Annotated in this window: 11 protein-coding genes; 9 read left to right on the top strand and 2 right to left on the bottom strand. The window is 51.0% G+C overall.

Annotation, left to right across the window (positions count from 1 at the left end):
* Window positions 1-546 precede the first annotated feature (546 nt).
* From MJZ25_15590 to MJZ25_15560, 7 genes are all read left to right on the top strand, one after another.
* A complete protein-coding gene (locus MJZ25_15590) occupies window positions 547-2,406 on the top strand; it encodes a DUF1926 domain-containing protein (GenBank protein MCQ2125597.1) in 1,860 nt (619 codons plus the stop codon).
* Between the two features lie 3 nt (window positions 2,407-2,409).
* Complete coding sequence (locus tag MJZ25_15585; GenBank protein MCQ2125596.1) at window positions 2,410-3,099, top strand: hypothetical protein; 690 nt, start codon at window positions 2,410-2,412, stop codon at window positions 3,097-3,099.
* Window positions 3,100-3,115: 16 nt separating this feature from the next.
* Entirely contained in the window at window positions 3,116-3,775 is a 660-nt protein-coding gene (locus MJZ25_15580; protein ID MCQ2125595.1) for a transglycosylase SLT domain-containing protein, read from the top strand.
* 86 nt (window positions 3,776-3,861) lie between these two features.
* Entirely contained in the window at window positions 3,862-5,211 is a 1,350-nt protein-coding gene (locus MJZ25_15575; protein ID MCQ2125594.1) for a TolC family protein, read from the top strand.
* 10 nt (window positions 5,212-5,221) lie between these two features.
* Window positions 5,222-5,803 carry an ABC transporter substrate-binding protein gene (locus tag MJZ25_15570; protein ID MCQ2125593.1) on the top strand — a complete coding sequence of 194 codons (582 nt, stop codon included), beginning with the start codon at window positions 5,222-5,224 and terminating at the stop codon, window positions 5,801-5,803.
* 5 nt (window positions 5,804-5,808) lie between these two features.
* Window positions 5,809-6,744, top strand: a complete 936-nt coding sequence (locus MJZ25_15565; GenBank protein MCQ2125592.1) for a hypothetical protein — start codon at window positions 5,809-5,811, stop codon at window positions 6,742-6,744.
* The gene (locus MJZ25_15560; GenBank protein MCQ2125591.1) at window positions 6,744-7,478 is read left to right on the top strand and encodes a pseudouridine synthase; all 735 of its coding nucleotides are present in this window, start codon (window positions 6,744-6,746) and stop codon (window positions 7,476-7,478) included. Before MJZ25_15565 ends, MJZ25_15560 begins: the two co-directional genes overlap by 1 nt.
* Window positions 7,479-7,608: 130 nt before the next feature.
* Here the strand turns inward: MJZ25_15560 and MJZ25_15555 are convergent, their stop codons facing one another.
* Window positions 7,609-7,983, bottom strand: a complete 375-nt coding sequence (locus MJZ25_15555) for an integration host factor subunit beta (GenBank protein MCQ2125590.1) — start codon at window positions 7,981-7,983, stop codon at window positions 7,609-7,611.
* A 195-nt stretch (window positions 7,984-8,178) separates the two neighbouring features.
* Between MJZ25_15555 and MJZ25_15550 the strand changes: the two genes are divergently transcribed.
* Together MJZ25_15550 and MJZ25_15545 are read left to right on the top strand one after the other, a co-directional pair.
* Window positions 8,179-9,312, top strand: coding sequence for a tRNA-dihydrouridine synthase (locus MJZ25_15550; GenBank protein MCQ2125589.1), 1,134 nt, complete (start codon window positions 8,179-8,181; stop codon window positions 9,310-9,312).
* A gap of 133 nt (window positions 9,313-9,445) precedes the next feature.
* Complete coding sequence (locus MJZ25_15545) at window positions 9,446-11,965, top strand: hypothetical protein (protein MCQ2125588.1); 2,520 nt, start codon at window positions 9,446-9,448, stop codon at window positions 11,963-11,965.
* Window positions 11,966-12,078: 113 nt separating this feature from the next.
* Here MJZ25_15545 and MJZ25_15540 read toward each other — a convergent pair whose 3' ends face one another.
* Window positions 12,079-14,139, bottom strand: coding sequence for a glycoside hydrolase family 43 protein (locus tag MJZ25_15540; GenBank protein MCQ2125587.1), 2,061 nt, complete (start codon window positions 14,137-14,139; stop codon window positions 12,079-12,081).
* Window positions 14,140-14,246: the final 107 nt, after the last annotated feature.

The following is a 14,246-nucleotide window of genomic DNA, read 5'->3' as shown; positions in this document are numbered from 1 at the left end:
TGCTGGATTCACGCCCCCCTCGAGGTAAACCTCAAGGGGGGCTTTTCTTTTTTGTACGCGCCGGGGACCGTCGCATTACGGCGTTGTGCACCAACCTCTCGCCGTAGCGGACTACGGCTGCTTTCCTTCGGACAGTTACGCCTGCGGCTCGGAAATGTCCACCTACCGGTGGCCGCCTCTCTCGCCTTGTGGCGTAATCGCGGCGCACGCCTTGTCCTGCTCTGTCCCGACGTGGACATGACCGCGGGAGGACATCACGCGTACGGCTTCGGCACTCGCGCCTCCCATCCCTCGGCCGTCCCTCGGCCTTGTTTCCGCGCCCTGCCGCCGAACATTGCCCGTACATTGCCCCCGCGCCGGCACATCTCCCGACCGGTTTTGCGGCACTGGCACGTCGCATGGCGTCTCCCGACCGGTTTTGCGGCGACGCCCCGCGAGGGCGGCTCTCTCCGTACTTTTTGTACGGCATATTTTTTCCCGTTGTTATTTGTCACGGGCTGCATATTTATTCGTCTTTCCATCTGTAGTTTTGCTATTCTTATACTTATGAAACCGGTTATATCTATCGTACTTTTGTTGCCCCCTTCTACGGCGTATGAGAAACTTGATTTAGTGGCTCACAACATCCTTTCTGGCATGAGTAAAATGCTGGAATCGGGCAAAGTCCGGTTTTCTATTTTCATGGATGGTCCTACTCTTGAGGCCGCAAACAGAGCGGCTCGTCCCTTGATGTTCGGGCGATTCAAGCGTGCCATCGAAGAAGATTATCTTGAAATTCTTGGCGGTGGCTATCATGATCCCATGCTACCGCTGTTCCCGTCTGAGTTGCAGGCAATGCAGCTCGATGAACATCGCAAACTCCTCTGGAAGCATTTCAGCATCGAGCCCAGCGGTTACTTCAATTCCTCCATGGTGTGGGAAATGGAGATGACTGAACTTCTGGAGAAGAACCGTTTTGAATACGCACTAGTTCAGGAATCTGCATTGCAGGATGCGCTGGGCCGAACGACGCCTGTGTCCGGGTGGTACTCTGTTGAAGACAAGGGGTCGTTCCTGCGAGTAGTGCCTGTATCCGAACGCTTGTCGCAGGCCATCGAGAATGACGATTTCCAGTGGCAGGAAATTGCGGAACCTTACTGCAGAGGCGGAAAGACCGCTGTTGTTGCACTTGATATTCCGCCGAAACCTGGCGACATCGTTCCTTTCTTCGAACGTTTGATTGACTTTGTGGAAACAAATGACTTGCAGACGAAGACTGTAAGTAGCGTTGTGAACGAGCAGAGTTCCGAAGGCCGTATCAGTTTCCTTCTTTCTGCTGGCCGCCGCATTGGCTTGCCTAACAAGGCAAAGACCTGCCGTGAACTTCTGGTTCGCCGTCCTGAAGTGAACTTGTTGCACAAGTCTCTTCTTTCCTTGTTCCGTCGAGCAGATGCTAACCTTCAGGGAAAAGAAAAACAGGAATTTTTCCAGCAGCTTCTGCCTGCCATGTCTCCTATTTTCTACAGAGACTTGCCTAGTGGCGAAGGTATGCGTTCCCCTTTGGTTCGTTGGTGGGGTTCCCGTTTCTTGCTGAAGGCCGCAAATCAGCTAGCAGAAATGTCCTCCTTTGACGGCATCCGTCTTGAAATTGCAGACTTCATGCTGGAAGGCCGCAAACTGATCTGGGCGGAAAATCACGACTACTCCTTTATGCTGGATTACTTCGGCGGCGGTGTTCTGCGAATCCTGAACACCAAGGCTTCCGAGGTCAGCATGTTGGGCGCTTGGCGCGATGACGGCGAACCCGCTTTGGGATTCTTGGATTTCATGTTGCCCAATTCCGATTTCTCGGCATCCAAGCTGGACTTGATGTTGTCCGACCGTGAAGGTGTGCTGAACTCTCCCTACGATTATCAGATCAAGCGTCATGACGATGGCACCGACATCCAGTTGCTTTCGGAACAGCATTTTGCACTAGGCGAACAGAAAGGCCTTGTCCATGTAGGAAAGGAATATGGTCTTGCCGCCGCTGGCTCTGACTTCACCTTGAGTTACAATGTGCAGAACACAGCCTTTGCTCCGTTCAAGGGTTTCTTTGGTACCCTTATAGAAACGAGCCTTCTCGCTTGCGGCGAAAAGAAGGGCGGCATCAAGATCGACGGCAAGGAATTGGTGTTCGACTTCCGCGAGCCGCTGATTTACCCCGATGCAAAGTCTGTGGAAATTCACGACAAGACTACATCCAGTCATTTGCGTTTTGATTTTGAACAGCCTGTGGCTCTCCTGGTGGCTCCGCTGTTCAGTGCTTCGGCTTCTGCCGCCCCTGAAGATATCCAGGGCGTTCGCCTCTTCCCCTTCTGGAAGATTAGCCTTGGCAGCACCGAAGAACAGGCTTTCAAACTTTCCGCCCATATTTCCAAGAGGTAATCCATGAAGTCAGATTTGATTGATATTCAGGTGGAATCTCGCGGAAACGACGTGGAAATTTCCCTGTCAGGTTCTCTTGGATTTCCGCAGTTTTCCGCGGTCAAGGAAAAACTTGCCATGCTGGTGGACGGTCCTGGCTGTTTCTTCTTTTTGAATTTGCAGAACGCTCATTTTACCAGTGATCATTACATCGACTTTTTCCTGGAATTGCTGAGCCGAGTCAAGTCACAAAAATCCACCTTGATCTTGATTTTCTACTCTGAGGAACTGTACAAGTATTTTGAACGTTATCAAAATATTTTCGAGATTTACGAAACCCGAGCCGCCTATAAAAAGTCCGGTACGAAAAAGCAACTCCAGCAAATTGGTATTCACTATGGTTCCCGCTCTGGTATTTCCCTGAGCCCCAGCGTTGCCGTGTCCTTCTTGGCGTTGATGTTGGGTCTGTTTGTTACTTTGTTTATAATCGTATCTATTCAGGGACATGATATTTCTGATAAGCAGGCTCAAATTATCGCTCTGCAGAACCAGAAGGAACGCTACATCCGCGAAATCGACAAGTTGGAATCTTCCATTGGTCCCTTGCGCAAACTGGGCGTTATTCAAGATACAACGATGCTCAGCTCCTTTGGCTTGATTCAGGACTGGGTGGGTTATTTGGAATACTTAGAGAATACCAGACTTGAAAAGTAGTCTTCACATATCTCCCGTGACACTGTGTATCGGCGTGATGCTTTGGCTTGGTTGCCTTGGCCTTTTTGCGTCGTACTGGTTTACCCGTCAGATGGAGCAGACTTCATTGGCGAAGGAAGAAACTGTGCTTCGCGGGGAGTTGGAACAGCTTTCCACTTGGGGCAAGTGGACTGTGGATTATGTGAAAATCGACAAGGCGTTGGCTTACCTTTCCAAGAACCGTTTGACTCAAGAACAGCGCACCATGCTTACGGAACAGATTTGGCAAATTTCCAGATCCTATGCCATGGACCCGCTTTTGATTTTGGCGGTGGTTGCCCAGGAAAGCCGAGGCAATCCTAACGCCCGTGGCCGCATGCAGTCCGGTAAATTTTCCGGTGCCTTGGGCCTCATGCAGATCAAGCTTGAAACCGCCAAGATGATGGGCTCCCATTTCGGATTGAAAATCGAAAAGGAAGAGGACTTGCTGAAGCCGGAAATCAACGTGACGGTGGGCTCCGCTTACCTGATCCGCCTCATTGCAAAATATGGCAGTTGGAAGGAGGCCTTGATCGCCTACAACCTGGGCCATTCCGCTGTGGATCGCCTGCTTGAAAAGGGTGAACCCCTGCCTACGCGCTACTACGACCACGTGATTTCCAAATACAAGGACTTGACCCAGATTTCCTTCTTGTAGAATGGTAAAATGGCGTTGTGCGTTTGCCGTGGACCTTGCCATTTTGCTACTTTTATACCATGGTGTTTTGTCTAATACTATTTCTTTTGTCAAGCGTAGTTATGGCGGGTGAAGTCCGCTATGACCTGGATCGCTTTGTGGAAGAAGGTATTGCTACGGACCCACAGGTTGCTGAAATGCGCTTGGGCACCGAATCCAAGAAAAACAAGATTAGCGCCTTGAAGGCCGAGGCTATTTTGCCAACCTTCAATATTGCCATGATGGTGGGCCCGGCTCCCGGTTTGAAGGATGATATTACCGGTGACGAACTCCACGGTTTTGACACCACCAAGGTTTATGACTTTAAGAAAATGGGCCCTTTCTGGGGAATCCAGGGTAAGTTTGTTCAGCCATTGAACTTGGGTCAGTACAAGGCCGGTAAAAAGGCTTTGGAAGCGGACCTGGAACAGAAAACCTACGAGATTGAACATCAGGTCCACAAGAAGGATGTGGAACTGCAGACCTACTACTACAACTACCTGCTGGCAAAGGAAATGCAGAAAATTGCAAAGCAGGCCCAGTCCATGGTGGACAAGGCTTACGACCAGTTGGAAGAAGCTTTGGATGACGACGATCCCAACGTCTCCCAGATGGACTTGCTGAATTTGAAGGCCAAGATGCACACTGTGAAGGAAGGTGTTATCGAGGCGGATTTGGGAATGAAGCGCGTGATGCTTGCCATCCGATTCTCCCTGAACATGCGCGACGAGGATACCTTTGCTGCAGAGGATTCTGCGCTGGTGCCCCGCACGGAACCGATTCCCACATTGGATGAAGTGATTCGCCTGACTGAAATTTACCATCCCGAACTGAAGCAACTTTCTGCCGGTCTTCGTGCCCGCCGTATCCAGGTGGACCTGGCCGAAGCAAAGCTTGCTCCGGAATTCTTTGTGATGGGTGAGTTCGAATACGTAAAGAGCTGGGCTGGCAACCGTAACGTGATGCAGAAGAGTGCATTCGCAGAAGATGCCGTGAACAAGCTGGAAGGTGCCATTGGTGTTGGCGTCCGCTACCATTTGAACTTCTGGAAGAACTGGGAAAAGTACCGCGCCGCAAAAACGGATTACCGTGGTTTGCAGGCCAAGGAAAACTATGCCGCCAATGGTTTGAAAGCCAAAGCCGAGGAACAGTATTACCAGTTGATGGCCGCCAAGGATAAGATGGATGCCCTGAAGGAAAGTCTCCGTGCATCCGAGGCAATCCTGAAGGGTGCCGCCATGCAGTACGATTTGGACAAGTCCAAGACGGGAGACCTGGTCTCCGCCTATACGCAGAACGTGATGATGCAGAAGGACTACTACTTCGCCGTGTGCAAGTACAATGTGGAGTATGCTCAGCTGATTTCCGCCATGGGTATGTCTTTGAAGGACTTCCATACAGACTATATGAATAAGTGAGGTGTTTAAGATGTTCAAGAAAATCATGATTGCAATCGCTTGCGTTTCCCTGATGGCATTTGCCGCAGAAGATCCTGTTGCCGCCATCAAGAAGAAGGACGTGGAACTCCAGGCTTTGCTGAAGAAGTCCAGCCGCAGTGCCAAGGAAACCGAACGCGTGAAGGTTCTGCTCAACGAATCCTTCGACTTTGAACTTTTGGCAAAGAAGTCCCTTTCCAAGGGCGACTGGGAAAAGCAGGACGCAGCCTCCCAGGAAAAGTTTGTGGCTGAATTCCAGCGCATGGTCCGTAACTCCAGCGCAAAGCGTTTGGAACTTTACCGCGCCGATTCCACCATCTACGAACCGGCAAAGATGAAGAAGGGCGGCGAAGAAGCTTCCGTTGTGGCTCACCTCTGGAACAAGGGCAAGGAATCTGTTCTTGAATACAAGATGAGCCAGGTGAACGGTAACTGGAAGGCTTGGGACTTGGTCATTGATGACTTGTCCACTGCACGTAACTACAAGGAACAGTTCGGCCAGATCTTGAAGACCAAGAGCTTTGCAGAACTGATCGACGTTATCAGCAAGAAGGCTGACGAAGCGGAGAAGTAATTCCCTTGGCTGGAATTTCCATCTGGACGATCATTGGCGTTATCATCTTGTTGGTGGCGCTGGTCGTCCTTTTTTTTCCGTTCCGCTTTAGAATTGAATTCAGGGCAGATTTGAATGGCGGAAATGGCCGTGTCTACCTGTTCAAGAAGCTTCTGTGTGAAGGGAAGAAATCTTTCAAGGGAGATTCCGACAAGAAGTCTGCTGATGATTTGGATGACGCGGATTTTGCGCCGGTCTATGTTCCGCCTAAAAAGAAGAAACCTGTAGAGAAGGTTGAAGAAAAAGTTGAGCCGAAGAAGTCCGCTTCGAACCTCGAACCTGGAGCTTCGAGCCTGGAACCTCGAACCTCGCGCCTGGAGCCTGTCACGAGTACCGCGCCCAAGGCTCCGGTGGAAAAGCTTGCTGCGCTGAAGGCTGCGGAAGAAAAGCCTTTGGAACCTGGAATCTCGAACCCCGAGCCTGGTGCCTCGCCCCTGGAGCCTAAAAAAAAGCCCAAGCTCACGGAAACTGAATTCTGGACCATCCTGTTGACTCCGGAATTTGACGAGACCGCTTTCTGGGCTGTTCGAAAACTTCTGGCATCCATCCTCAAGCTGTTTCGCGCCAAGTTCCAGGACTGTTTTGTGGAAGGGATCCGCGGTGACTACGTGACCATGGGTTACGGTGCCGCCCTCAATGGCATTTTGAAAAGTTTCCCCTTTGTCGGTGCCTGGGACCTCCGCATGGACTGGACCCGCGATCATGAGCTGTGCGCCCGAGGTAAGATTTTTGCTTCCATTAATTTGTTTAGAATCCTTGGTGTGATTGTGACCGTACTTTTCTTCGGTGCGATTCTCGGCTTCAAGTTCTGGCGTCGCAGGGCCCGTGTGCTTAAGACTCATGAATTGCCGGAACTGGGCTGGATTAGATCTAAGATTGTTAAGATGTTGGCGGAGGAATAATGCCTGCTTTGACTTTGGAACGTTTGGTAGCTTCGATTGGCTTTGGCTCCCGTAAGGAAGCCCGCGCTCTCATCCGCGCCGGCATGGTGGAAATGGATGGCGAGGTGGTGGACGATCCCTTCGTGGAATTCAAAACGCGCCCCGAGGTCATTACCGTCAATGGCGAGGAAGTTCCCACGGTGGAAAAACTGTACATCATGATGGACAAACCTCTTGATGTGGAATGCAGCCATAATGCCCGCGACCATCAGTCTATCTACAGCATTCTTCCGGACCGTTTTACCGCCATGGGCCTGCAGACTGTTGGCCGCCTGGATGCGGATTCCTCCGGACTTATTCTGCTTTCCAACCAGGGCGATTTCATCCATAAGGTGGAAAGCCCCAAGAAAGGCTACCTCAAGAAGTACCGCGTCACCCTGGCCCGCGAATTTACCGCGGAACAGAAGGCTGAACTCCTGAAGGGCGTGATGCTGAAGGACGAACGCCGTCCGGTACTTGCCCGCGAACTTTCCGAGGAACTGGTGACTGTCGCGGACGGCACTGTGCAAAATACCGTGGTCATTTCCATCGGTGAAGGTTTGTACCATCAGGTGCGCCGCATGTTCGCCGCTGTCGGGAACCACGTGATGACCCTTTCCCGCGAATCCATCGGCCCTGTTACCATGGACACTACCCTGGGTACAGGCGGCTGGCGCTTTATGACTGAAGAAGAAGTCGCGAGTTTGACGAAGTAAGAACTTCGCGAAGGTTCGTCGTAAAAAATAAAAGCCTCGGTTCAAAAACCGGGGCTTTAAAATTCTGTGTATAACCTAAACCATCTCCGCCTGGTTGCGCAGGAGGAGCCTGAACTCGGTTCAGCTAGGACTAAGCGTCTTCTTCTTCGGACTTTACAGCCAGAATGACGTCGCTATCCTTGGATTCCAGTTCGGCGTTGACGCCTTCCACCAGGGCTTCCAGGGAATTGATCTTGTCCTTGATTTCGTTGCTGAACTTGAAGGTAGGAACAAGGCGGTCTTCGATGAGGACGGTTTCGCCAGTGCGAGGGTTGCGGGCTGGGCGAGCCTTACGGGGCTTGCAGCTAAAGGTTCCGAATCCGCGAATCTCGATGGTGTTGCCCTCGATCAGCTTTTCGCCCACCAGGTCGAGAAACTGTTCGATGACGGTCTTGATATCGTTGCGCACAAATCCAGTGGACTTGGCGATTTCTTGAATGAGAGTCTGTTTAGTTATATTTGCCACACCGTAAATATAGGTTTATCAATGAGTTAGTGTATATGTGCGCTCGAAATTAAATATTTTTTCGGGTAGAACATTGCGGACTTTTTGTGGATAATTGTTGTTAATATGTTGAAAGATGTTGAAAGTTTAAAACCGGCCGTTAAGTCCTTCAAATTAAGGGACTTAGAGGTGTTTCCCAACACCATTTTGAGCCCCATGGACGGGGTGACGGACGCTCCTTTCCGCCGTTTGTGCCGTGTTTTGTCCGGAAACCGCATGGGACTGTTGGTATCTGAGTTCGTTCCTACCAATGCGGACGAGGTTTTCAGCCTTACAGGCCATAAACAGCTGAAATTCTACCCGGAAGAGAAGCCTTTTGGCATCCAGATCTTCGGTTGCTATCCCGATAAGATGGCTGCGGCGGCGAAAAAGATCGCTGACGGCCTCCATCCTGACTATATAGAAGTAAATGCTGGCTGCCCGGCCCCCAAGGTGGCGGGAAAGGGCAGCGGTTCCGGCCTGCTTCGTGATTTGCCCCGCTTGCAAGAGATTTTGCACGATGTGCGTGCTGCGCTGGATACTTGCGAAGTGAACATTCCCCTGACTTTGAAGTGCCGCATCGGCTGGGATGACGAATCCATCAACGTGATGGAAACGCTGAAAATTGCCGAGGGCGAAGGCGTGGAACTTTTGGTGGTTCACGGACGCACCCGCCTGCAGGGCTACAACGGCCTGGCCAACTGGGACTGGATCGGGAAGGTGGCTTCTGCCGCCAAGATTCCCGTGGTAGGTAACGGCGACGTGAACAGCGTGGAATGCGCCCTGGAACGCATCAATACCTACGGCGTCGCTGGCGTGAGCATCGGCCGCGGTGCCATGCACAACCCCTGGATTTTCGGGCAGATTGCCGACGCCTGGGAAGGAAAGCCCGCCCACATCATTACCGCCGAAGAGGCCCTGGACGTGTTCTCCATCTACTACAAGTTCCTGGATGAAGAAGGCCGCACAGAAATGGGTGCTATGGGCCGTTTAAAGCAGCTGGGCGCAAGACTCTGCAAAGGATTTGTGGAGGACGAGGCTCCAGGTTCGAGGCTCGAGGTTCGAGAATCCAGTGCTGGTTATTTAATCCCGGGCAACAAGGTTTGCGTTTCCAATGGAAGCGATGCGGCGGCGATGCATGTTCGTCAGACGTTGCTCACCGCCCAGACTCCCGAGGAATTTTTCGAACGCAAGGAAATGCTGAAGAGCAGCATCGCCAAGAGCCTGCGCTACGATCCCACACGCCTGGTGAACCTGAACGGTGCCAAGGATAACACCTTGGTTTTCGGAAATCGCTACGAGAATCGGTAATTTTAGAATAGCAAGTTCCTGTACAGATTGTTGTCTAAAGACTACGGTTTACCTATGGGGCGGCTAGCCCTTCACGCGCTTTTTGATTTATATTCATAGGTGACGGTTTGGTGTACTGTCATTGGAGTTTTGTATGGGATTTAAATCATGGGTGTTTGGTCTCGGGCTCGTTTCTATTGCGGGTTCCGTTTTTGCAGCTGATGCTGTAAAGGCTTTTCCGGAGGCGCTTGGCTTTGGCGAGTTCGTTACAGGTGGCCGCGGTGGCACTGTTTACCACGTAACCAATTTGAACGATTCTGGCGAGGGTTCTTTCCGTGATGCTGTAAGCGCGCCCAACCGCATTGTGGTTTTTGACGTAGGCGGCATCATCAACATCAAGACCGCAGTTTCCGTCAAGAGCAACATCACCATCGCAGGCCAGACAGCTCCCGGCGAAGGCATTGCCATTCACGGTGGAAAAGTTTCGACCGGCAAACAGTCCAACATCATTATTCGTTACTTGCGAATCCGCCCCGGTGAAAATACCGCCTCCGAAAAAGATGACGCCCTGAATCTTTATGATTCCAAGAACATTATCGTAGACCATTGTTCCATTGAACTTGCTCCCTGGAATAATTTCGGCGGTTCCTCCGACAATGCAAGCTATCGCATTACCGGCGTTACAGTCCAGAACACTCTGGTGGCAAACCCAATCGGCCAGCAGTTCGGCGCCCACATTGAATCTGTAGACGGCACCTGGGCCTGGTATTACAACGCCTTCATCAACACCCACAATCGTAATCCCCTGGATAAAATCAACGACGTTTTCGTGAACAATGTCCACTATAATTTTGAAGCGGGTTACACCACCCACACCTCCACTCATTTCAAGCACGATATCGTAAACAACTACTTTGTGTATGGCCCCAAGGGGAGCAATCCCTGGTTCCAGGTGGATAAGAACCAAAGTATTTACGCCAGCGGCAACATGATCGACACCAATCGCGACGGTGTCTTGAACGGCGGGGCTTCCAGCATTTACTATTACCAGGGCCCGGGCGAGGAACTGAAGGAACCCTGGAACGAGATGACCAACAAGAATCCGGTTTATAGCGCGGCAACCGCCTGGCGTTTGGTGAATTCCCAGTCCGGCGTTTTGCCCTACGATGACATTGATTCCTTGATTTGGTACCAGGCAAGTACCTTGGGCAAGGAGGGGGCCTTGGTCAAATCCGTTGGCGCTATGGGCCTAACGAAAAATGATGGCTGGGGCGAAGTCATCGCCGGCAAGCCCGAAGTGGATACCGATAAGGATGGCATGCCTGACTACTTTGAAGGAGCCATGGGCTTTAACATAGGCAAGGATGACGCCATGGTCATCGGTAGCGATGGTTACGCCAACATCGAAAAGTACATCAACTGGCTTGGGGCTATGCACACCCGCGTGCTGAAGAACGGCTCTGTCGATTTTGACCTGCGATCCATTACCAAGGGCTTTCTGCCTGTGGCTCCCAAGTACAGCGTCATGAGTTTGGAAAACGGATCAGTCACGCTGCTGGACAATGGTTACACCGCACGCTTTACGCCTAATCCGGGATTTATGGGGCTGACCGCCTTTAAGTATACCGTCAAGGGCAATGACGGAACGGAATACACCGGACGGGTGGAAGTTCTTGTAGAAAATAGCGACTTGACTGCAGGGCCTTCTTTGGTGGTGCAGTCTGGAAGCATGAACCAGCAACTGTTCAAGGGCGAAGCCCTGAAGGACATTGTTCTTGCTTACGACGAATGCGGTGGTGCCCAGGCCATGGACCTTCCCGACGGAATCAAGGCCACGGTGGATGCAACTGCAAAGACAATTACCTTGAGCGGAACGCCCATTCAGACCGGCCTTCAGAAGTTCTCTGTGAAGACGATTGACGATGGTGGCGAAACCGTTGTGGTGGAAGGCTCCGTTAATGTGCAGTTTAACGCAGAACTTGTTGCTGATGCAAAGGTTGTTAGTGACGTGAATGCGGCTTACCCCAATGACGCTCACGGTGTTTACGAGGAAACCAACGCAGGTTGGCGCGATGAAGGCTACTACAACTTCTCCAACATTGCAGAAAGCTATGGCGTGTGGAATCTGGTTGCCGAAAAGGGCAAGGCCGGAGTTGTCGTGACATTCCGATTTGCAAATGGCGGTAAGGCGGCCCGCCCCATGGAACTGTTCATCAACGACGTAAACTACGGGATTATCGAATTTCCGCCTACCGGAGCATGGACGACCTGGGATAGCGTTTCCGTGAAGGCGGATCTTGTGACCAAGGGCAATGTGCTGAAGCTGCAATCCCTCAGTACCGATGGTGGACCCAATATGGACCAGATTGGTTTTGATATTGCGGGCGTCAAGCAAACTGCCAATGAAATCATCGTGGAAAAGGGCGACCAGAGCGATACACAGGCTATTGCCACCACTGTTCCCCTGACCCACGCAGCCGTGGCAACCTTCGACTTGAATCGCGGTATTCTGCATGCGACTCGTGATGGCTTTGCTACAGTTGCAGTGTACAACATGTCAGGCCGATTGGTTGGAAAATTCAGCGGTAAAGTTCATACGGGATACAACAAACTGAACATCCAGAAAAACAAGCTACCGAAGGGACACTACGAAATCCGTGTGAATTTCCAGTAGTATGCTAGAAGAAATCGTTTAAGTGGTCGTTTGAAATTAAAAAAGAGTAATTTGCAAAAAATGCAAATTACTCTTTTCTTATTCTACCAGAATCTGTAGGAAATTTTGAGCAACTAGTTCGCGAACTGCCAGGTATCGAACTGCACTTCACCCTTGATTATCAAGTAGACGGTGTGAACGCCGCTTGTGATGCCACTGCACTTTGCTTCCAGTTCCTGCCAGTCGCTTGCAGAACTGTTGACTGTGGCAACGTTTGCACCATCCCGTTTATCAAGACGGAGAGTTACAGAACCCTTGCCCTTCACCAAAGCCTTCAAAGTTTTTGCACTGCTGAAATTTACATTACGAACTTCGATGATGCCTTCTGTAGGTGCGGGGCCGTCCTTGCTGGGAGTTCCGATTGTAGCCACCATGTGGCCCGGTTCCTCTGTCTGCACATAGCGAATGCCCAAGGTAGCCGCAGCTGTTGATGCCTGCTGCACAATATAGGGGTCAAGATTCTTGATAGCCTTTACGCCCTTGTAAGTCGGCGTAGCTTCCTTGATGACAACCTTTGCTTCGTCCACCTCGATTTCGTCAACCAAGATGCTGCGGAAACCGCCATGGGAACCGATGGAAGCCTCAAGAATTGCTGCCTGATAGAACAGATACCACTTGTCCTGATACTTATGGAGATGGGTGTGGTTGTTGCCGTAGGTCATGCCATTTTCACCCATGTTCTTGAAGTAGTTTCCGCCGTAGGTCCAGGAATCGGGATTCAGTGGCTCGGTGCTGGTAAAGTAATTCATGCTGCAGGCAGTTGGCGCCTCGCCACCCCAATCCCAGGGCGTATGGTCATCCCAATCGTTGTTGAAGGTGTACACGTACTTGCCGTTAATATAATTGAGCTCATTAGCCTCGAAATGGAACGGGGACGGAAGCTTGACCGGATCCCCATCGAGAGAGTGCAGATCTGGTTTGAGCTTGGCGATCCAGCCTTGACCATTACCAAACGAAAGCCATCCATCGCCATTGTCGTCAATTACAGCACCTGGGTCAAATATGGAACCGCTGCCCTTTACAACAGGATGGTCGCCATCGATAAGGCTCTTGCTCAAAGGAGATGTCCACGGGCCTACCGGAGACTTTGCCTGGATAACACCGGTGCCAAAACCGCTATTGGAGAAATAGAGGGAGAAGAGGGTGCTGCCATCGGCCTGTTCCTTGCTGATGATGCTTGGTGCCCATGAAGCCATAATCCAGGGAGCCACCTCGCCGACAGGAATCAATCCGTGGTAAGTCCAGTTGACCATATCGTCGGTGGACATCATTACCAAAGTCTTGATCTTCTCGTAAGTATTGCTGACACCTTCTTCGTACTGCTGATGGTCATTGGTTCCATACACATAGAGGCGTCCCTTGTATTCAATGGCGGTCGGGTCTGCGCAGTACTGGAAATCCAGAATAGGGTTGCCATTGCCCACGCCCAGTTTTGGGGACTTCACTGGCATCTTGCTTACAGTGCCGTCAGAGTCCTTTGCGCGGATAATGATTTTACCGAAATTAATGGTCGCTGCATCACTAGGTGTGTCGGGGCTTACGACCAGTGCCAAGCTAACGAGAGTTTTGCCCGGTTCAAAGGTCAATGCAAAATTTTTTGCACCGCTAGAGATTCTTTCCGTTGTCTTGGTTTCGTCGCTGTAGGTTGCGATTACGTCAATATTGTCGTATTCAACGGCCTTGGTAAAAGCTATCTCAACCTTGGTGAAAACGTCCGTGTCCAGGTCGTGAATATCCCAATAGTTGTTGGCGTATTGCTTGTAGGTAAAGCTGTTGTTAGTTGTGTCCTTTTCGCCGCCGCCGCCAAACCAGTCCACGATGATATCTTCAATAGTGAGTGCGATATCGTACTTCGCCACGTTCTTTATGCCATCATCCTTGTCGAGAGGGTCGCTAGGCTGCTCTTGAGAGACGCTGTCTTTAGGCTGAATAGGATTGAGGGAATCCTTGGGCTGTTCCGGGTTAGTAATATCACCGGAATCATCTCCAGGTAGTTCCTGGTCAAGTGAGTCGCCAGGCTGTTCCAGAGTGGGGTCGTCATCAGGGTTCTTGTTTACGGATTCATCGTCTCCGCAAGACATTACCATGGACGAAACGGACACAAGCGTTGCCGCAAGAAAGATTTTCTTATTCATATTCGCACCCGATGTTTCAATAATTACCTCTTATGAAAATACACTAAATCCATAGGTTGTGAAAATATGGAGGGCGGATCCTCAAGTGTTTCGTTGAGAATTTCTAA

This window comes from Fibrobacter sp., from assembly GCA_024399065.1.
Lineage (GTDB): Bacteria > Fibrobacterota > Fibrobacteria > Fibrobacterales > Fibrobacteraceae > Fibrobacter.
Note: the sequence above shows the minus strand (reverse complement) of the source record. Positions and strands in the feature narration are given on the sequence as shown.

Bases quoted from the DNA above. Each gene is read 5' to 3' on its own strand.
- MJZ25_15585 (MCQ2125596.1), top strand. From the start codon at position 2,410: ATGAAGTCAGATTTGATTGATATTCAGGTGGAATCTCGCGGAAACGAC.
- MJZ25_15550 (MCQ2125589.1), top strand. From the start codon at position 8,179: ATGGACGGGGTGACGGACGCTCCTTTCCGCCGTTTGTGCCGTGTTTTG.
- MJZ25_15590 (MCQ2125597.1), top strand. From the start codon at position 547: ATGAAACCGGTTATATCTATCGTACTTTTGTTGCCCCCTTCTACGGCG.
- MJZ25_15570 (MCQ2125593.1), top strand. From the start codon at position 5,222: ATGTTCAAGAAAATCATGATTGCAATCGCTTGCGTTTCCCTGATGGCA.
- MJZ25_15540 (MCQ2125587.1), bottom strand. From the start codon at position 14,139: ATGAATAAGAAAATCTTTCTTGCGGCAACGCTTGTGTCCGTTTCGTCC.
- MJZ25_15545 (MCQ2125588.1), top strand. From the start codon at position 9,446: ATGGGATTTAAATCATGGGTGTTTGGTCTCGGGCTCGTTTCTATTGCG.
- MJZ25_15560 (MCQ2125591.1), top strand. From the start codon at position 6,744: ATGCCTGCTTTGACTTTGGAACGTTTGGTAGCTTCGATTGGCTTTGGC.